This window comes from Pseudomonas sp. NPDC087804 (assembly GCF_044742965.1).
Lineage (GTDB): Bacteria > Pseudomonadota > Gammaproteobacteria > Pseudomonadales > Pseudomonadaceae > Aquipseudomonas > Aquipseudomonas rustica.
In genome coordinates, this window is the sequence record NZ_JBIUVN010000028.1 from 53,845 (window position 1) to 72,614 (window position 18,770).

An 18,770-nucleotide genomic window follows, 5' to 3' on the forward strand; every position below is an offset into this window, starting at 1 on the left:
ACCGCATACTCGCGCGCAGTTGGCTATGCTGCTGACAGCATGACGCTGGTTCATTTCTGAGGGATGCTCAATGTTTTACGTGCAACGCGATGCGCAAGGTGTGTTGACGCGCGTGGAAGCGGCGGCTTACGCCGAAGCCACGGAAACGCTGCCGGCCGACAACCATGAAATCCAGGCGTGGTTCGCCAACGCTGCGGTGGAAAACAGCCTCAAACAGCTCAAGCAGAGCGACTTTGAAATGATTCGGGTACTCGACGACCTGATTCAAGTGCTGACCAGCAAAGGCGTGATCCGCGTCACCGACCTGCCGCCAGCGGCCCAGGCCAAACTGCTGGATCGTAACCAGGCACGTGAGGCGTTGGGCGGGTTGAGCCAGCTGATTGATGAAGATGAGAGCGGGCTGATCTGATTCCTTTCTGGAATCAAAAGCCTACCCTCACCCCAGCCCTCTCCCGGAGGGAGAGGGGGCCGACCGAGGTGTCTGGCGTCATCCATCGACCTGCAAAATCTTGGCGATTATGGATTCACTGCAGGATGTTCAAGTCGGCGTAGTTCTCGAAAATCCCCCAATCAGTCCCCTCTCCCTCTGGGAGAGGGCTAGGGTGAGGGTTAGGTGGCCGACCGAGGTGTCTGGCGTTTTTGCATCGACCTGAAAAATCGAGTCGATTATGGATTCAGCGAAAATCATTCACGTCGGCGTACCTCTCAAATATCCCCCAATCAGTCCCCTCTCCCTCTGGGAGAGGGCTAGGGTGAGGGCAATTCACGACTCACCCCCAAGGCTTCGGCTCACCCAACAACTGCCCCTGAACCCCATACAAACCCATCTCGCGAATCACCGACAACTCCCCTTCCGTCTCGACCCGCTCGGCAATCAGCGGCAGATCAATACTGTGCGCCGCGCGCTGAATCGCCTCGATAAACAGACGCTTGTCGCTCTCCTGATCGATCGCCCGAATGTAGCTGCCATCGATCTTCAGATACGCCAACCCAAGCCGCGCCAGGTTGCCGATCATGCTGAAGCGCCCACCAAAGCGCTGCAGGCTCAGCGAGAAGCCCAACTCACGCAGACGACGGGTCAACTGCTCCAGCACAGCCTGATCCGGCAACTGTTCCTCACCGATTTCCAGGGTCAAACGCGGGCCAAGATTGGAATGCGTACGCAGAATCTCAAAGACTTTATTCAGCGCCTGCGGATCCGCCAGCGTCGCTGACGACAAGTTCAGCGCCAGCGAATCTTCATGCCCTTTCATCTGCTCCAGCACGCGCTCAAGCATCAGGCGATCCAGTCGCGCCGTCCAGCCGAAGCGCTCCAGCCATGGCAGGAAACGCCCGGCAGGAATGGTCTGGCCGTGCTCATCGAGCAAGCGCGAGAGCACTTTGTAATGCAGCACCAGTTGCGTTTCCTGCGCCGCCACCACCGGTTGGAAATACAGCTCGAATCGCTGCTGAGTCAGCGCCTGATCGAGCAAGCGGTGCCAGGCATGGTGATCGTCGCCAACGTCGGCGGTCAGGCTCTGATCGAGACACGCCCAGTTCTGCTCGCCCTGCCCTTCGGCTTGCGCCAACGCCTGATCGCCAAGGCTCAACACCGATTGCGGCGAATCACCGTGAGCGAACGGCGCCAGACCAATCGATGCCACGGCCTCAACATCGGTAGCGCCGGTGGCGTGCAAACTGCTCAGCGCGGCGTCAAGATTCTGCGCCAGTTGCAGCGCTTCCTCACGCACCAGGCCCGGCGCCAACACCGCGAATTCACCACCGCGAATACGCGTGACGAGGTTCTGGGTTTCCGGGTATTTGGCGCACTCGCGGGACAATTGCTCGCCCACCGCTTTCAACAATTCATCAGTACGCTGACCGCCCAGACGCTGGTTAAGCCCGGCCAGATCCTTGACCCGCAGCAGCAGAAGATAACCGGAGCTGGCCTGCTCGGCATTGCTCACGCGGTTGTTCAGCTGCATCTCGAAATAACGCCGGTTGGCCAGCCCGGTGAGGTTGTCCTGATACGACTCGGCACGCAGTTTTTCACTGCGCTCGGCCTGCTCCTGAAACAGCGCCTTGAGTTTTTCGACCATCTGATTCATCGCCAGCACCACGCGGCGCAATTCCGGCGTGCGCGGCAAGTCCGGCAGGCTGAGGAATTCGCGGCGGGCGATGGCGTGGGATTGCTTGACCATGTAATCCAGCGGTTTCAATTGCCGGCGCAACAGCAGCGCGCCAAGCACCGCACTCACCGCGCCACAGACCAGTAGCCAGCCAAGGCTGCCCAACGCGCTCTGCCACAGCTTGGCCACAGCGAACATCGGGTGGCTGACCACCTCGACCCGCGCCGCCTGCTCCCAGCCACGGCTGACCAGCGCATCGCCACCGGCGGGTTCGAGGCCGATCAGTTTGACGAACCAGTCCGGCACGTTGGTGACCGCCGGGCTGCCGCTGCGCTCGACCATGGTTTTGTCGGTCTTCACATCAACCACACGAATGCTCGCGTAATACCCGCTGTCGAAAATCGAACTGACCAGCAACTCGACCATCGCCGGGTCGTCGATGTTCGGCGTCAGCGACAAGGCCAGCGCCGTCGCGGCGTCCTGGGCGTGCGAGCGCAACTGGTTGACGTACTGGGTACGCGAGCTTTCCAGACTGACCATGAAGCTGCCGGTGAAGGCGACCACCAGGAACAGACAGATAGCGATCAACAGCTGTTTGAACAAAGACATCTGAGCGCGTGCTCCTAGTTAGTCGTCTCGACCGGAAAACCTTCGGCCTGCATTTTCTTCAACACATCCTGCCAGCGTGACAGGCGTTTGGTATCACCGACCTTCTTGTTGCCCTTGGCGCCCGGCAAATACAACCCTTCAGCATTGAAAGAGTAGACCGGCAGCAAATCGGTTCGCTGCGACGCCGGCTGAATCTGATCGATCAGGCTGTCGAGCACCAGCGGCATGGCGTCGGGGGTGGAATAGTACGTCAGCACCATGTGCGCGCGATTCTGGCGCAGTGCCTTGACGTAAGTGATGCGCAGCTTGTCACTGGAAACGCCGAGATGGCGCAGGCTGAAATACTTGGCGATCGCATAGTCTTCGCAGTCGCCAGCGCCCTTCCACAGCGCCTCGATCGGCGTTTCCCAATAATCGACCTCGTGCCACAGGTCGATGTCTTCGACGTAGCGCACCTGTTTGTTGAAAAACAGGTTCACCACTTTCAGCTTCTCCGTTTCGCTGGCCTGTTGCTGCGTCGCCAACAGATTCTGCCAGGCATCGATGCGCTGCTGCCCGGCACCGAGCGGCCCGTACAGGGCTGTGGCTTTGCGGCTGATCGCGGAAAAATCCCAATCGGCATGCAGACCGCCCAGCATAAGACTGGCCAGCAGCAGTGCGCAGCCTAGCCAGCGCAGAGTCCGAGGGATCGCGAAACGTACCGCCACAGCAGGTTTCCGGGGGGCAGGAAGGAAAGCGTTTGATGGTGAAGCTTAGCCCGTTAAAAGACAATGGCACGATGAGATCATCGGCATCGCGCTAAACTGTTTGCCAAGTATTCCTCTACACGGTTTGACAACTTGTAGGGCAATCACTAGTGTCATTTGGATCCAAATTCAGCCGACCTACAGGGTGCGTAGTCGTGACACAGAAGCCCAAGCCGCTACACAGCATTAAAGTCGATGGGCCGATTCCTGCACACCTGGCCCGCTCGATCATCGAAGAAACCCTGCGCGCAGCCATTCTCGATGGTCGCCTGCCGTGCGGCACCGCTCTGCGCCAGCAGGATTTGGCCGATTTGTTCGGGGTCAGCCGCATGCCGGTGCGCGAAGCGTTGCGCCAGCTCGAAGCGCAAGAACTGCTGAGCGTGACCACGCACAAAGGCGCGGTGGTCGCCGCGCTGATTCAGGGCGACGCCACGGAAACCTACGAATTGCGCATTCTGCTTGAGGGCGAAGCGCTGCGGCAGTCGATTCCGTTGCTGACAGCAGCCGATCACGAGCTCGCCGCCGGCTACATCCGCGAACTCGAAACCCAACACGACTACAACGAAATCGGTCGGCTCAATCGCCTGTTCCACATGGCGCTGTACGCCAAGGCGCCGAACAAGCGCCTGCTGCGTCTGGTCGAGGACGGTCTCAATGAAGAAGAACGCTTTCTGCGTTTCAACCTTGAAGCCATGGGCCTGGGCAAGATTTCCCAGGACGACCACCGCGCCCTGCTGCAAGCCGCGATCGAGCGCGACGTTGAACGCTCGGTGATGCTGCTTGAGCAGCACCTCAACCGTGGTGTCGAGGTGATTACCCGCTACCTCGCCAGCCCCGCCGCGCAAAATCGCAAAGCACTGCGCTAAAGCCTTCACGCCGGACGCGGACCATCGCGTCCGCCCGGCGAATAACCCGCTTACAAATCCCCTCAACCGGTCGCGCACAAACACTGTGGCGGATCGGCGTCTTCGCTCTAACCTCCCTGCGCCTGTGCGAACGAAATTGCCACCGTGGCAATAACCAAACGGTAATAGCCGTCGCGGCCATTTACCCGCACTCTTGAACGGCCAATCCCAATAAAGAACGGAGGCGCATCGCCTGGTGGTGCAGCCCCCGCAACAGGAACCTACGGAAGGAGCCTTGTCACGGGAAAAGGAAAGTCATGGCGCCGTTTCCGGCCAACTTTCATCCCTCAAACCACACCAATCTTTTTCATTAGAAAGTTGCTTCGAGTGAGGCATTCACTCTTGTCGATCAATTTTGGCCGTTATTGGCTGAAAGGAGTAACTACGCCCAAATAAAACTTAACCCGCAAGTTTTATCGGGGGCACTCATATTTGAAAAACATCCAACTTAAAATAATTAAAATTACACTTGTTAAATGCTTTTGCCGTGTATTACTTTTCTCTCGCCGAGTTTGAACTTCGCTGCAAACTTCGGCACAAGCGATATGCCACACCCATGACAACAGCGGCCCTCCAGCAGGCCGCAGGCTTTAATCGCCAGTACATTCAGTACAACAACTTCCGTCTGAAAGTCTTTGTCGCCGGTCGACAAGTTACAAGTAAGCCTTCGCTCCACTGATTGCGCAGCTGAAACAAAAGTGCCATTCCATAATCAATGATAAAGGACATCATGATGCCCACTAAGCACCAACTCGCCCTGAAGAAAGCCGAACTTAGCATTCACCCGATCTTTTCCGAGATTACCTCGTTATCGGTCTTGCGCCGCTTTATGGAAACCCACGTGTTTGCCGTGTGGGATTTCATGTCGCTGACCAAACGCCTGCAGCAGGAACTGACCTGCACGCGTTTGCCGTGGCTACCGCCGCGTGATCCTCGCGCGGCACGGCTGATCAACGAAATCGTCCTCGGTGAAGAATCGGACGATCGTCTGGCCCACGGTCACTACAGCCATTTCGAGTTGTACCTGGATGCAATGCGCGAAATCGGCGCGAGTACCACGGCAGTGGAGCGCTTCGTCGCGCTGCAACAGGAAGGCGTGAGCTACGACGTTGCGCTGCAAAGCATCGACGTCGATCCGGCCGCCGCGCAGTTTGTCCGCGACACCCTGCGCACCGCCCTCCATGCGCCGGGGCACAGCGTTGCCGCCGCGTTTCTGCACGGTCGCGAAAGCGTGATCCCGACCATGTTCCAGCGCATCCTCGACGACTGGGGCATCGGCATCGAGCAAGCACCGACCTTTCGCTACTACCTGGAACGGCACATCGAAGTCGACTCCGAAGACCACGGCCCCGCCGCAGAGCAACTGCTCGAGCGTCTGGTCGATGGCGATCCGCAGCGCGAAGCCGAGGTCTACGCCAGCGCCGTCGCCGCTGTCGAAAGCCGCATCGCCTTGTGGGACGGCCTGCGCCTGAGCATGCGCGAACCGTTGGCGGAGGTCGCGCAATGAATGCCGCCGACTATCAATCGTTCGCCGACACTTGGGAAAGCCGCGCGACCATCCGCACCCGCCCGCGTCGCGTACTGGAAAACGATGAGCGCCTGATCTATCCGCTCAGTCGGCAACCGCTGGTGCTCAGCGAAACCTTCCTGCGTGAGTGCCCGCAGCAGCGTGATTTTGCGTTGGTGCAGACCTTGTACAAATTCATCAACGATGTAGTGATTTTCGAGACGGAAATCGTCGACAAGACCGCGCGCAGCATCGCCAAAAATCGCTTCGCCGTGGCCTTTCCGTTCGCCTGTCGGTATGACGCGATGACCGTGGTGGTCGACGAGGACTACCACGCGTTGGTAGCAATGGATTTCATGCAGCAGACGGTGGCGATGACCGGCATCGAACCGATCCAGTTGCCCGATGAAATCGAACTCAGCCGAGCGATTCCCGCCGCCGTCGCATTGGCCCCGGAACACTTGCGCAGCGCAGTGGAATTGATCTGCGTGGCCATCGCCGAAAACACCGTGACTGGCGACGTCGCCGCGTTCGCCCGGGACGACACGGTCAAGCCGTCGATCAAAGGCCTGATGGCCGACCACTTGCTCGACGAGGGTCGCCACTCGAGTTTCTGGGCGCGGATGGTGCGCATCTATTGGCACACCGCGAGCGACGCTGATCGCGAAACCATCGCGCAGATTCTGCCGGTGTTCATCGGCCATTACCTGACCAACGACATCCAGAAATCCTTTGATCTGCGCCTGATCGATGCCCTGCCGGTCAGCCAGATCACAAAGCGATCACTCAAGGACGAAATCGCCGGGCTGGCCTTCCCGATCAATCGCCACCACCCGCTGGTGGGCAACATCGTCAAGTTCTTCCACAACAGTTCGCTGCTGGACACGCCTTGCGTGCAGCACGCCCTGCGCGACTACCTGGTTTGAGGAGGCCGACATGAAACGTCTCGACATTTTGCTGATTGGCGCCAGCCAGGCCATGACCGACCTGGCGCAGGAACTGGAGCAACACGGTCACGCATTGACGCGCAGCGGCGCCGCACAATCGACGGTGGATTTGATCATCGACGATGGCTTCATCGGCGCCGGTGATTTCTGCGCGATCCCGCATTTGCATCTGCGCTTAGGTATTGGAGCGCAAAGCGCTGCGGGTTTGCCGACACTCGATTTGCTGTGCTTTCTCGGCTCGTCTTTGATCAGCCGTGTGCCGATTGGCGACGAGCCTTCCGGCAACGGCCAGGCATTGCGCCAGCGGGTGCTGACGCACGTGGTGGACGAAGTGGCCTTGCTGGTCAGCCGCTTCTCCCGTGATGCGGACTATCTGCAGCAGGCTTCAACGGTGACTGCGCCAGATTTCGAGCGGATGGAAAACCTGCTGTTTCTCGACAGCCTGGCATACGTCCATCGCCTCAACCACACGGCGAATCCGGCGCTGCTGAAACAGGCGCAAATCCCGCTGATCGAGCGGCTGCAACAGAGCCTGATCGAGCATGCCGAACGTCCGGCGCTGCACCTCGGCGAACGTTCCATCAGCTACCGCCAATTGCACGCCCACAGCCGCGCAATTCAACAGCGTTTGCTGCCGATTCTTGAACAGCATCCGCAGCCGTGGGTGGTCGGCATCTGTCTGCCGAAAAGCCCGGCGCTGTTCGCTTCAATTCTGGCGATTCTCGGCAGCGGTGCGGTGTATCTGCCACTGGAGCCGAGCCATCCGCTGCAGCGCCAGCAATACATCCTGCACAACGCCGGCGCGCTGCTGTTGCTGCATGACGGCGAGCATCCGCTCAGCGCAACCATGGCAGGGCTGGACGTCAGTCGCATCGACAGCGCCCAAGCAGATCTCAGCCAAGCGTTGATGCGCCAGCGCCCCGCACTCGATGCGCCCTGCATGGCGCTCTACACCTCGGGCACCACCGGGCATCCGAAAGGCGTATTGCTCAGTCAGCACAACCTCGCGCACTTCACCGCGTGGTACGCCGACTACGTGCAATTGCACGCCGAGAGTCGGGTGTTGCAGTTCTCTTCGCTGAGCTTCGATTCGTCGCTGATCGACATCTTCCCAACCCTGCTCACAGGCGCCGAACTGGTGGTGCCGGACGACACGCAACGCCGCGATCCGCTGCAACTGGTCGCGTTGATCCGTCGTCGGCAACTGACCCACGCCTTCCTGCCGCCAGCACTATTGAGCATCCTGCCGCTGGAACAACTGGAAGGCGTGCAAGTGATGACCGGCGGCGATGTCTGCGAGCCGTTCGTCATTGAACAACTGACCCGCCAAGGCACGCTGCACAACCTCTACGGCCCGACCGAAGCCACGGTGTTGATCACTGCGCGACAACTCACACCCGGCGACAGCAACCGCAGCCTCGGCGCGCCGATTGCCAACAGCCAGGTGCTGATTCTCGATGACGATCTGCAACCGGTGCCCGAGCACACCGTCGGCGAGTTGTTCATCGTCGGCCCCGGCGTTTGCCTCGGCTATCTGAACAATCCGCAGCAGACTGCCGAGCGTTATCTGAACCTGCAATTGCCCGATGGCGAAACCCTGCGCGCTTACCGCAGCGGCGACATGGCCAAGTGGGGCGAGCACGGCATCGAGCTGTGCGGACGCCGCGATAATCAGGTGAAGATTCGTGGTTTCCGGGTCGAGCCGGAAGAGATCGAACGCTGCCTGCGCGAGAGCCAGCTGTATCGACAAATAGCCGTGGTGATTGATCCTCAGCGGCGGATTCTGGCGTTCCTTGCCCAGCCACAATCCAACGATTCCCGCGATGCACTGAAAGCCCACGCCCAACAGTTTTTACCGGACTACATGCAACCGGTGGCGTGGACTGAACTGCCGAGCATGCCGTTCGCCAGCAACGGCAAAGTCGACCGCAAAGCGTTGCTGGAATTGCCGGTGAGCGTGCAGGACAACGGCCCGAAATGCCTGCCGGCGAATGCTGATGAAGCGTTGTTGCTGGAGATCTGGGCCGAGTTGTTGGAGCTGCCCGTCAGCGATATCTCCACCGACGAAAGCTTTTTCAATCTCGGCGGCCATTCGATTCTGTTGTCGCGGATGTTGCTGCGCTTGCGAGAGGAGTTCGGTCGCAGCATCTCGATCAATCGCTTCATCGAACTGCCGACCATCATCAAACTCGCGACGCTGGTGCGCGGCACCGATGACAGCGCGGTACTCAGCGCTCAAGCGATGGCCGACGCCGAACGTGTGCTGGAAATCGAGCCGCTGCCGATCAGCCGCATGGGCGATGTGCACAAGGTCATCGTCACTGGCGCCAACAGTTTTGTCGGTGTGCACATCGTCGAGGCGCTGCTCGGTTGGGGCGCCAGCGAGGTCGCGTGTCTGGTGCGTGACGGCGGCGGGCAAACGGCAGTGCAGCGCTTTGCGCAGTCACTGCGCGAAAACCGGCTGGAGCATCTGGATCTGAGTCGGGTGCGGGTTTACGCGGCAGATATCACTCGCCCGCAATTGGGCTTGGCCAACGACGATTATCAGCGTCTCGATCGCGAGTTCGGCGCGTTGGTGCACAACGCCGCCAACGTCAATCACGTGCTCGACTACGAGTCACTGGCGGCGGACAACGTCGAGCCGATTTTCGCCCTGCTGCATCTGTGCGAAGGGCAGAGCAAAAAGGTCTTCAATTTTGTCTCGACGCTGTCGGCGTCCAGCACCGTCGACGACGCCGGCCAGGTGCTGGAATTGCCCGCCGCACTGACGCCGCCGATCTACATTCGCAACGGCTACAACCTGTCGAAATGGGTCGGCGAACGCATCCTCGAACGCGCGCGGGAACGCGGCGTACGGGTCAATCTGTATCGACCCGGCAACATCAGTTTCAACAGCCTGAGCGGCGTATGTCAGCCGCACAAAAACCGTTTGATGCTGATGCTCAAAGGTTCGATTCAGCTCGGCCAGGTGCCGGCCTTCGCGTTGAATTTCGACCTGATGCCGGTGGATTTTCTCGCGCGGTTTATCGCTTTCCATGCCAGCCGATATTCGCCCGATCACGCGGTGTTCAACCTGCATAACCCAGAGCCGCTGAGCTGGGATGCCTACGTTGCTTCCTTCCGCGAAACCGGCAGCGAATTCTCACTGGTCAGCGTCGCCGACTGGCAGCAGCAACTCGGCCGCGTCGACGCCGATAACGCGCTGTTCGGCGTGCTCGGTTTCTACCTCAACGGCTTTGAAGAAGACATCGGCGACATCTCCCTGATCGGCCACGCCAACGCTGAAGCCGGCGTGCAGCAGATGGGTGCGCACTACCCGCAGAAATCCCCGGCGCTGCTGCGTCGCGGCTGCGCTTACCTGAAAGAAATCAACTTCATCTGATCCAACAACAAGGAGCAACACCATGAGCATTCTGCAACCCGACACCCTGATCAAAAACCCGCATGGCTGCCACGTTGTGTCTTCGGTGGAAGTGCCGGTCGACGCGGCGCAGGTCTGGGCGGTGGTCGGCAATTTCGGCGGTTTCGACCGCTTCATTCCGGCGCTGTCGCACATCGAAATGACCGGCGAGGGCGTGTCCTCGCTGCGCAAGAAATTTTTCAAGGATGGCAACGTGGTGGTCGAGCAACTCAACTCCCGCGACGACCAAGCGTTGAGCATGACCTGGACGACGATTTACAACACGCTGGGCGTGGCGAATCTGTGGGCGGCGATGAATGTGGAAGCGCTGGGCACGGGCAAATCCCGCGCGACATGGACGATCATTGCCGAGCCTGCCGGCGGTGGCGAAGAGGCGCTGCCGGGGTTCAAGGATTTTGTGCAGGGGTTTGCCGATGATGCGATGGGGAATGTTTTGAGGCTGTTTGTTTAAGGCTTTAGCTTTGCGGTGAGTTTTAGACCGCTATCGCGAGCAGGCTCACTCCTACAGTTGATCGCATTTCTCCAGAAGGAACGCGATTTATTTGTAGGAGTGAGCCTGCTCGCGATGAACGATAACTCGGTCTGACGTGCGGTCAGATTTTGAAACTGTCGACCAACTGCTTCAACCGATTCGCCTGCTGCGACAACGCATCGCAATCCTTCAACGTTTCATTGAGGTTGGCCACGCTCTGCTGGTTCAGCATGTTGATCTGGTTAACGTCGACATTGAGGGTTTCCACCACCGCCGTCTGCTCTTCCGTCGCCGCTGCCACCGACTGGTTCATGCCGTCGATTTCACCGATGCGCTGGGTCACGCTGACCAGACGCAAACCGGCCTGATTGGCCACTTCCACGCTCTGCTCGCTGGATGCCTGACTGGCGTTCATCGTACTCACCGCTTCACGCGAACCGACTTGCAAGGAAGTGATCATCTTGTGGATCTCTTCCGCCGATTCCTGGGTGCGATGGGCAAGGTTACGCACCTCATCCGCGACCACGGCAAAACCACGCCCGGCCTCACCGGCACGCGCCGCTTCAATCGCCGCGTTCAACGCCAACAGGTTGGTCTGCTGCGAGATGCCTTTGATCACATCGAGGATGTGGCCGATGTTGTCGGTACTCGCATTCAGGGTTTCGATCTGCGTGCACGACAGGCTGATTTTCTGCGACAACTCGGTCATTGCCAGAATGGTTTGTTCCACCACCTGACGACCATCGTCGGCCTGCTCGCTCGCGCCGCTGGCGTGCTGCGAAGCATCGGCGGCATTGCGCGCGATTTCCTGCGTGGCGGCGCCCAATTCGTTGATCGCCGCCGCGACGCTGTTGGTGCGCGCACTTTGTTCGTCGGAACCGACGATCGAGGCATTGGACGACGCCATCACTCGTTGCGACAAGTCATGCACCTGACGCGTTGCCGAGGACACTTCGGAAATCGACGCGTGAATGCGTTCAACGAACTGGTTGAAGGCGCTGCCCAGTTCGCCGAATTCGTCTTTGCTTTCCACGACCAGACGGCGGGTCAAATCACCCTCGCCCTGCGCAATGTCCTGCATCGCACGACCCATGGTGGTCAGCGGACGCATCAACACGTTGATCAACAGGCTCAGCAGCAAGGCAATAGCGCCCACGGCAACGAACATCGCGATCAGCGCCGAGGTGCGGAATTGGCTGAGTGCGGCGTAGGCTTTGTCGCGATCGATCGACAGACCGATGTACCACTGCGCATTCGGCAGGTCGCTGACCGGGGTGAACGACAGAATGCGTTCCTCGCCGTTGAGCAGCACATTCTGGTTGCCCTTTTCGATGCGCACGTTGCTGTTCGGGTAGATGTCCTTGAGGTTTTTCATCACCTGATCTTTGTCCGGGCTGACGATCACCTGACCGTCAGCGCTGACCAGAAACGCATGGCCGAGGCCACCGAAGTCCACCGAGTTGATGATCTTCACCAGGGTTTCCAGGCTCAGGTCACCGCCAACCACACCGAGCAATTCGCCGTTGTGTTTCACCGGCATGGCGATGGTCACCACCAGGCCACCGACAGCGGCCATGTACGGCGGGGTGAGCATGGTTTTATCGGCGGCGACCGCTTGTTTGTACCAAGGGCGCTGACGCGGATCGTAACCGTCCGGCATCTTCGCGTCAGGGCGCTGGGTGAAGACACCGTTGGCCTGACCGACGTAGGTGAACTGGAAGTTCTGGGTGAAGGCTGGTTGGTCGACCAGCCCCGGGAAGTCGGCGTCTTTGCCTTGATGAGCGACATTCTGCGCGAGGTTTTCCAGCACCAGAATCCGCCCGCTCATCCAGTTCTGCACGCTGCTGGCGGTTAGATCGCCGGCCTGCTGTACGGAGGATTGGAGGTTCTGGCGAATGGTGTTTCGCTGCAGATAATCGTTGTAGAGGGTGAATAACGCGAAAGCCAGGACCACGACGCCCGAGGCGGCCAACAAAATTTTATGGCTGAACTTGAGATTCATTTCATGGGACTTCTTATGCCGAAGGTGGGGATGCGTTCCAGATGCAACATTCCATGTAGCTCCGATGTTCAGTAGCGCTGAGGTTCAGCCGCTCTGATTTCCAGTGACGGGTAGGCAACGTTCTGCCGGTCGCTCTACTTTGGTGCACGCATGTCTCACCAGTCTGTCGGCACGTGAAGGAGAAATCTTAGGGTTGCGTGGGAAATGGACGGCTTTTGCCTCGGATTCCCGCCGAACGGCGTGCTAGAGCCTGCGCAGCAAAATTTTTTAGGACGGATGTTCGAGCGGCGGTTGCAAAACCTGTAACCCTTGATAACAATGCGACTAATTATCATTTGTGACGTTTTGGCAGCCGCGTTCATGTCCTCACCCGAGTTCGCCGTTCAGGCGCTTTACAGTAGTCATCACGGCTGGCTCAACGCCTGGCTGCGCGCACGGCTGGGCAACGCAGCGGATGCGGCGGATCTGGCGCAGGACACCTTCGTGCGCCTGCTGCAACGCACCGAACGCCTCGAACTGAAAGCGCCCCGCGCCTTTTTGCGAACTATCGCCCGTGGTCTGGTGATCGACCACTGGCGCCGCGAGGAAATCGAACGCGCCTACCTGGAAACCATCGCCCATCTGCCCGAAGCCGAAACGCCGAGTGCCGAAGCCCGTGCGCTGGTGATCGAATTGCTCGAAAGCATCGCGCGCATGCTTGAAGGATTGAAGCCGAAAGTGCGTCAGGCATTTCTCCTGGCGCAGTGCGAAGGTTTGACCCACAAGCAGATCGCCGAACAGATGGGTTTGTCGCTGCGCTCGGTGGAACGTTACGTCGCCGATGCGCTGTATCACTGCTACGTGCTGCGGTACGAAAGCTGATGGCTGTGGATAACTTGTCCCTCGGCCGTCGCGCCGAACCTCCGCAAAAAGCAGTGAAGCAAGCCATTCACTGGCTGCTGCGTCTGCGTAATAACCATGGCAATGCGCGCCTGAATCGCCAGTGCGAACAGTGGCGCGCCGAGCATCATGAGCATGAATTGGCCTGGCAACGCGTGCAGTCGCTGCACGCCGAGTTGAGCAACAACCTGCGCGCGGTGCCGGGCGCACAAGTGGCATTCAATACCCTGGAGAACAGCGCGCAGGGACTGAATCGTCGGCAGGCGTTGAAGCTGTTGTCTGGCGCAGTGTTGATGGGCTCCGCCGCATGGCTGGCCAAAGACACGGCCGCGTGGCAGCAATGGAGCGCCGATTACGCCACGGCCACCGGCGAGCGGCGTGGTTTCCAGTTACCGGACGGCACGCGGATCGAGCTCAACACCGCCAGCGCGGTGGATCTGGATTACACCGCGCAACAACGGCTGATCAAACTGACGCGCGGCGAAATCATCGTCACCTGTGGTGGCGCCGATGAAGGCGCCGACTTCGAGCGGCCGCTGCGCGTGCATAGTCGTGACGGATCCTACGAGCCGCAGAATGCGCGGTTCATCCTGCGTCAGGACAGCGATTGCACGCGGCTGAGCGTCACCCACGGGCAGGTGGCCATTCATTCTGCCGGGACTGTTATCGAAGCGCTGGCCGGACAAAGTTATCTGATCGATCCCTATCAAGTGCGTCCGGCACCGGCGCTGGATATGGATGCGGGCGCGTGGGTCGACGGCTTGATCGTTACCCGCAACATGCGTCTGGGCGATTTCCTCAAGGAAGTCGGCCGCTATCGTCAGGGTTTTCTGAATTGCGCGTCAGAGGTTTCCGATTTGCGCCTGTCCGGCGTGTTCCGCCTCGAAAACACCGACATGTTGCTGGCCATCCTGCCGCAGACCTTGCCGGTGCAATTGCGCTATCGCACACGCTGGTGGGTAACTCTGGAACGTGTGGTCTGAAATTATTTTGGCGGGTTTTTGTGGCAAGTCCGGCTTAGTCAGTAAGCACTTCAATTCAAGCGTTTGCGACTTCCTACGGAAACCTACAATGACTGTCCGCGCCACCTGTAAGAACCCTCTGAATTTCACATGCGAATCGGGCCTGTTGCGCCACGCCATTCGGGCGGCGCTGTTTTCCACCGCGCTGGGCGTCGCCGTGCTGCCAAGCGTCAGCGTGGCGGCAGACACCGTTAACAGTGAAGTCGGCCAGCGCTACAACGTCGCTGCCGGACCGCTGGGCGAAGCGCTGAATCAGTTCGCACGTCAGGCCGGCATCACCTTGTCGATGACGCCGCAGCAAACTCAGGGCCGGCAATCGCCGGGTGTACAGGGTGAATATTCGACCGATCAGGCGCTGAGCCATTTGCTTGGCGGATCCGGTCTGGAAGCGGTCAGTCAGGATGGCAGCAGCTACGTCCTGCGCCCGATCGCCGAGACCGAAGCGCTGGCCCTGCCGACCACCGACATCAAAGGCTTCGCACTCGGCAACGCGCTGGGCAGCATGGATGGCTACAACGCCACGCACAGCCAGATCGCCACCAAAACCAGTACCGCATTGCTGGAAACCTCGCAGAGCGTGTCGGTAGTCACTCGCGAGCAAATGGACGACCAAGGTTCGCAAACCGTCTCGCAAACCATGCGCTACACCCCGGGTGTGCTGACCAATCCGTATGGCGCGACCCATCGTTATGACTACGTGGCGATGCGCGGTTTCAACGACGGCTCGGTGGATAACATCTACCTCGACGGCCTCAAGTCGATGGGCGACAGCGGCACTTACAGCACCATGCAGGTCGACCCGTATTTCCTGGAACGCGTGGACATTCTCAAGGGGCCGTCGTCGGTTCTGTACGGCCGCAGTTCGCCGGGCGGCCTGGTGGCACTGACCAGTAAAAAGCCGCTCTACGAGGCTTATCATCAGGTGCAAGCCACCGTCGGTACGCAAGGTCAGCGCGGGGTCGGTTTTGACTTCAGCGGCCCGGTCGATGACGACAAGCGCATTGCCTATCGTCTGATCGGGTTAACGGATCAGTCCGACACGCAGTTCGACCACAACAAGGAAAAACGCTTTGCGCTGTCGCCAACCGTCAGCATCGATTTCAATGAAGACACGTCGCTGACCTTGCAGGCGTATCTGCAACACGATCCGGATGGCGGCTACCACGGCGGCGTGCCGGCGGACGGCACGATCCATCAGCGCAACGGCAACCGGATCTCCCCACACTTCTTCGAGGGCGAGCCGGGTATCGACGGTTACTCGCGTGATCAGCAGTCATTCGGTTATCAGTTCGAACATCGCTTCAATGATGTCTTCACCGCGCGACAGAACTTCCGCTACCTCGATTCGAAAGTGAACATGGATCAGGTCTACGCCTATGGCTGGACGACGCCGACCAGCAACGAGCTGAACCGCTACTACACCGGCGGTGATGAGCGCCTGCATGCGTTCATCGTCGACAACATGCTTCAGGCCGAATTTTTCACCGGCGCGACCAAGCACACCGTGTTGATGGGTGCGGATTACCAGCGGCGTAAAACTGTGGTCGACTGGACCAGCGGCGGACTCGCGCCGATCAATGCGTTCAACCCGGTGTACGGCAACTCGGCGATCGATATGTACGGCGAGACCAGCTATCTGCGTCGTCTGGAGCAGACCGGTGTGTATCTGCAAGACCTGATCGAGATGGATAAATGGCGCTTCTCGCTGGGCCTGCGACAGGACTGGGTCGAGACTTCCGATGAGAACCGCATCGCTGAAGCGGGGCGTCCGGAAGGTACAGAGATCAACGACCGACGCACCAAACTGACCGGCCGCGCGGGTGCGTTGTACCTGTTCGATAACGGTCTGGCGCCTTACGTCAGCTACTCGGAATCGTTCAACCCGAACTCCTATGCCGACAGCGCCGGCAATCCGTTGGCGCCTACCGATGGCACGCAGTGGGAAGTCGGTTTGAAGTACCAACCGTCGGGCACTGACAACCTGTTCACCGCGTCGCTGTTCCGTATCGACCAGGAGAACCTGGCGACCAAACTGCCGCAGGAAAACTTCTACCGCGCTGTAGGCGCTGTCCGCTCGCAAGGTCTGGAGCTGGAAGCGCACATGCAACTGACCGACAACTTGAAAGTACTCGGCAGCTACACCTTCACCGACATCGAATATTCGAAGTCGATGGTCAGCACCTTGAGCACGCCGACCGATGTGATCGAGAACAAAGGCAACTCGCCAACGCAGGCGCCGCGACACATGGCGTCGTTGTGGGCTGACTACAAGTTCGACAGCGCAGCGCTCGATGGCCTGCGTCTGGGCGGTGGTGTGCGTTATGTCGGTTACAGCTGGGCGGATGCGGAAAACACCTTGAAGGTGCCGTCCTACACACTCTTCGACGCCTCGATCGGTTATGACTTGGGCAAGGTTGGCTTGAAGGGCGTCGACGTACGCCTGAACGCGAACAATCTGACCAACGAGTCCTACGTCGCTTCCTGCGCCAGTCTGAACTTCTGCTACATGGGCGAAGAGCGTAACGTCGCGGCGACGGTCAGCTACCAGTTCTAAGTCATTTGTCTCGTGCATAAAAAAGCCAGCCCCTGAAATTCAGGGGCTGGCTTTGTCGTTTCAGTGGGGAAATTTTCATGCGTGCGTTTCTGGTTTTGTTGCATCGCTATATCGGTTTGGCCACGGCAGTGTTCCTGCTGCTCGCCGGGATTACCGGAAGCATTCTGGCGTTCAACCATGAGCTGGATGAGTGGCTGAACCCGCAGTTTTATTCGGCGTCTGCCGAGGGTTCGCGATTGCCGCCGGGCGAGCTGGTTGATGCGGTGCAGTCTGCGCATCCGAAGCTTCAGGTCTGGTACATGGAGTATCCGCATGAGGCCGGGCATACCGCGCTATTGGCGGCGGTGCCACGTAACGATCCGGCGACGGGCAAGCCGTTCGATGAGCGCAATCAGGTGTTCTATCTGGATCCGGTGAATGCTGAACAAAAGGGTCAGCGTTATTGGGGCGAGTGCTGTTTTCAACGGGAGAATTTCGTCCCGTTCATTCTTGAATTCCACTACAACCTGACGCTGCCGGGCAACTGGGGACTGTGGTTGATGGGCTTGGTGGCAATCGCGTGGGTCATCGATTGCTTTGTGGCGCTGTCGCTGACGTTGCCGCGTGGCAAGCCGTTCTGGAAGAAGTGGTCGACGGCCTGGAAGGTCAAGGGCGGGCATGCCTATCGGCTTAACTTCGATCTGCATCGCGCGGGTGGATTATGGCTGTGGCTGTTGTTGCTGCCGATCGCGGTAAGTAGCGTGGCCATGAACTTGCCGAGTCAGGTGTTCAAGCCTGCGGTGTCGCTGTTTTCACCGATTGAGCCGAGCGTCTACGAGGCGCGAGGACGAATGCCTTCCTCAGAGTTGGGGGTGACTCGATTGAGTTATCAACAGGCGTACGAGAGGGCATTGGAAGAGGGGAAAAGGTTAGGGCTGACAGCAGAAATCGGGGAGTTGTATTACAGCTTTGAGTACAACTTCTACGGCGCAGGATTCGGGCAGCATGACACTGAAGCACATGGCAAATCCTGGCTGTTCTTTCACGGTACCGATGGGCGATTGTTAGATCAGGAGATCGCTGGACAGGGGACGTTAGGGGAACAATTCTACCGGCTGCAGTTACCGATACACGGTGGACGGATCATTGGTGTGACGGGGCAAGTAATGATCGCGGTGTTAGGTGTTTTGATTGCGGGGTTGTCAGGGACTGGCGTCTACATCTGGTGGCGCAAATGGCAGGCTCGACGTATCAGCAAGGCACGTAAAGCGGTTTGATCATTGGATTGTGCAGACCCTGAAATGACAAAACCCCTGTCTGCGTTAGCAGACAGGGGTTTCGGAATTTAATCTTGACGATGACCTACTCTCACATGGGGAAACCCCACACTACCATCGGCGATGCATCGTTTCACTACTGAGTTCGGGATGGGATCAGGTGGTTCCAACGCTCTATGGTCGTCAAGAAATTCTTTATCTGGCCCGTCAACACGGTAACAAGCCAGCAAAAACAGATACTTCTACTAAAACAAAACCCCAACTGCTTTCGCAATTGGGGTTTCGGAATTTAATCTTGACGATGACCTACTCTCACATGGGGAAACCCCACACTACCATCGG

The 18,770-nt window shown here is 59.0% G+C and carries 13 protein-coding genes, 1 rRNA gene and 1 pseudogene; 10 read left to right on the forward strand and 5 right to left on the reverse strand.

Features of this window, described 5'->3' with window-relative positions:
• Positions 1–70: 70 nt before the first annotated feature.
• A complete protein-coding gene (locus ACIOMO_RS23665; protein ID WP_053116431.1) occupies positions 71–409 on the forward strand; it encodes a hypothetical protein in 339 nt (112 codons plus the stop codon).
• A 361-nt stretch (positions 410–770) separates the two neighbouring features.
• Here ACIOMO_RS23665 and lapD read toward each other — a convergent pair whose 3' ends face one another.
• Complete coding sequence (lapD, locus tag ACIOMO_RS23670) at positions 771–2,717, reverse strand: cyclic di-GMP receptor LapD (protein WP_401243890.1); 1,947 nt, start codon at positions 2,715–2,717, stop codon at positions 771–773.
• Positions 2,718–2,731: 14 nt separating this feature from the next.
• Positions 2,732–3,424 carry a cysteine protease LapG gene (gene lapG, locus ACIOMO_RS23675; protein ID WP_212551643.1) on the reverse strand — a complete coding sequence of 231 codons (693 nt, stop codon included), beginning with the start codon at positions 3,422–3,424 and terminating at the stop codon, positions 2,732–2,734.
• Positions 3,425–3,618: 194 nt separating this feature from the next.
• Here lapG and ACIOMO_RS23680 point away from each other — a divergent pair, with 194 nt between their 5' ends.
• The 5 genes from ACIOMO_RS23680 (at position 3,619) to ACIOMO_RS23700 (ending at position 10,694) form a co-directional block, all read left to right on the forward strand.
• Positions 3,619–4,329, forward strand: a complete 711-nt coding sequence (locus ACIOMO_RS23680; protein WP_401243892.1) for a GntR family transcriptional regulator — start codon at positions 3,619–3,621, stop codon at positions 4,327–4,329.
• A 769-nt stretch (positions 4,330–5,098) separates the two neighbouring features.
• On the forward strand, positions 5,099–5,875 hold the full coding sequence (locus tag ACIOMO_RS23685) for a DUF3050 domain-containing protein (protein ID WP_401243894.1): 777 nt from the start codon (positions 5,099–5,101) through the stop codon (positions 5,873–5,875).
• A complete protein-coding gene (locus tag ACIOMO_RS23690) occupies positions 5,872–6,801 on the forward strand; it encodes a diiron oxygenase (protein ID WP_401243896.1) in 930 nt (309 codons plus the stop codon). Before ACIOMO_RS23685 ends, ACIOMO_RS23690 begins: the two co-directional genes overlap by 4 nt.
• Before the next feature lie 10 nt (positions 6,802–6,811).
• Complete coding sequence (locus ACIOMO_RS23695; RefSeq protein ID WP_401243898.1) at positions 6,812–10,204, forward strand: amino acid adenylation domain-containing protein; 3,393 nt, start codon at positions 6,812–6,814, stop codon at positions 10,202–10,204.
• A gap of 22 nt (positions 10,205–10,226) precedes the next feature.
• The gene (locus ACIOMO_RS23700; RefSeq protein ID WP_401243900.1) at positions 10,227–10,694 is read left to right on the forward strand and encodes an SRPBCC family protein; all 468 of its coding nucleotides are present in this window, start codon (positions 10,227–10,229) and stop codon (positions 10,692–10,694) included.
• 142 nt (positions 10,695–10,836) lie between these two features.
• Here ACIOMO_RS23700 and ACIOMO_RS23705 read toward each other — a convergent pair whose 3' ends face one another.
• Both ACIOMO_RS23705 and ACIOMO_RS23710 read right to left on the reverse strand, forming a co-directional pair.
• Positions 10,837–11,622 (reverse strand): methyl-accepting chemotaxis protein, encoded by a 786-nt coding sequence (locus ACIOMO_RS23705; RefSeq protein WP_371262348.1) that lies wholly within the window; start codon positions 11,620–11,622, stop codon positions 10,837–10,839.
• Between the two features lie 69 nt (positions 11,623–11,691).
• Positions 11,692–12,717, reverse strand: a pseudogene (locus ACIOMO_RS23710) (cache domain-containing protein); the annotation flags it as partial.
• Between the two features lie 360 nt (positions 12,718–13,077).
• On the opposite strand from ACIOMO_RS23710, the gene ACIOMO_RS23715 reads away from it, so the two are divergent.
• The 4 genes from ACIOMO_RS23715 to ACIOMO_RS23730 all read left to right on the forward strand — a co-directional run bounded on the left by ACIOMO_RS23715 (position 13,078) and on the right by ACIOMO_RS23730 (position 18,428).
• Positions 13,078–13,578, forward strand: a complete 501-nt coding sequence (locus tag ACIOMO_RS23715; protein ID WP_026000801.1) for a sigma-70 family RNA polymerase sigma factor — start codon at positions 13,078–13,080, stop codon at positions 13,576–13,578.
• A complete protein-coding gene (locus ACIOMO_RS23720) occupies positions 13,578–14,579 on the forward strand; it encodes a FecR domain-containing protein (RefSeq protein ID WP_401243902.1) in 1,002 nt (333 codons plus the stop codon). The genes ACIOMO_RS23715 and ACIOMO_RS23720 overlap by 1 nt, the downstream gene beginning before the upstream one ends.
• An 88-nt stretch (positions 14,580–14,667) precedes the next feature.
• Positions 14,668–17,172, forward strand: a complete 2,505-nt coding sequence (locus tag ACIOMO_RS23725; protein WP_401243904.1) for a TonB-dependent siderophore receptor — start codon at positions 14,668–14,670, stop codon at positions 17,170–17,172.
• Between the two features lie 77 nt (positions 17,173–17,249).
• Entirely contained in the window at positions 17,250–18,428 is a 1,179-nt protein-coding gene (locus ACIOMO_RS23730) for a PepSY-associated TM helix domain-containing protein (RefSeq protein ID WP_401243906.1), read from the forward strand.
• Between the two features lie 72 nt (positions 18,429–18,500).
• Here ACIOMO_RS23730 and rrf read toward each other — a convergent pair.
• Positions 18,501–18,616, reverse strand: a 5S ribosomal RNA gene (gene rrf / locus ACIOMO_RS23735).
• Positions 18,617–18,770 lie beyond the last annotated feature (154 nt).

Coding starts and splice junctions, on each gene's coding strand:
- ACIOMO_RS23665 (WP_053116431.1), top strand. CDS start 71: ATGTTTTACGTGCAACGCGATGCGCAAGGTGTGTTGACGCGCGTGGAA.
- lapD (WP_401243890.1), bottom strand. CDS start 2,717: ATGTCTTTGTTCAAACAGCTGTTGATCGCTATCTGTCTGTTCCTGGTG.
- ACIOMO_RS23685 (WP_401243894.1), top strand. CDS start 5,099: ATGATGCCCACTAAGCACCAACTCGCCCTGAAGAAAGCCGAACTTAGC.
- ACIOMO_RS23690 (WP_401243896.1), top strand. CDS start 5,872: ATGAATGCCGCCGACTATCAATCGTTCGCCGACACTTGGGAAAGCCGC.
- ACIOMO_RS23695 (WP_401243898.1), top strand. CDS start 6,812: ATGAAACGTCTCGACATTTTGCTGATTGGCGCCAGCCAGGCCATGACC.
- ACIOMO_RS23700 (WP_401243900.1), top strand. CDS start 10,227: ATGAGCATTCTGCAACCCGACACCCTGATCAAAAACCCGCATGGCTGC.
- ACIOMO_RS23705 (WP_371262348.1), bottom strand. CDS start 11,622: ATGGCGTCGTCCAATGCCTCGATCGTCGGTTCCGACGAACAAAGTGCG.
- ACIOMO_RS23715 (WP_026000801.1), top strand. CDS start 13,078: ATGTCCTCACCCGAGTTCGCCGTTCAGGCGCTTTACAGTAGTCATCAC.
- ACIOMO_RS23720 (WP_401243902.1), top strand. CDS start 13,578: ATGGCTGTGGATAACTTGTCCCTCGGCCGTCGCGCCGAACCTCCGCAA.
- ACIOMO_RS23725 (WP_401243904.1), top strand. CDS start 14,668: ATGACTGTCCGCGCCACCTGTAAGAACCCTCTGAATTTCACATGCGAA.
- ACIOMO_RS23730 (WP_401243906.1), top strand. CDS start 17,250: ATGCGTGCGTTTCTGGTTTTGTTGCATCGCTATATCGGTTTGGCCACG.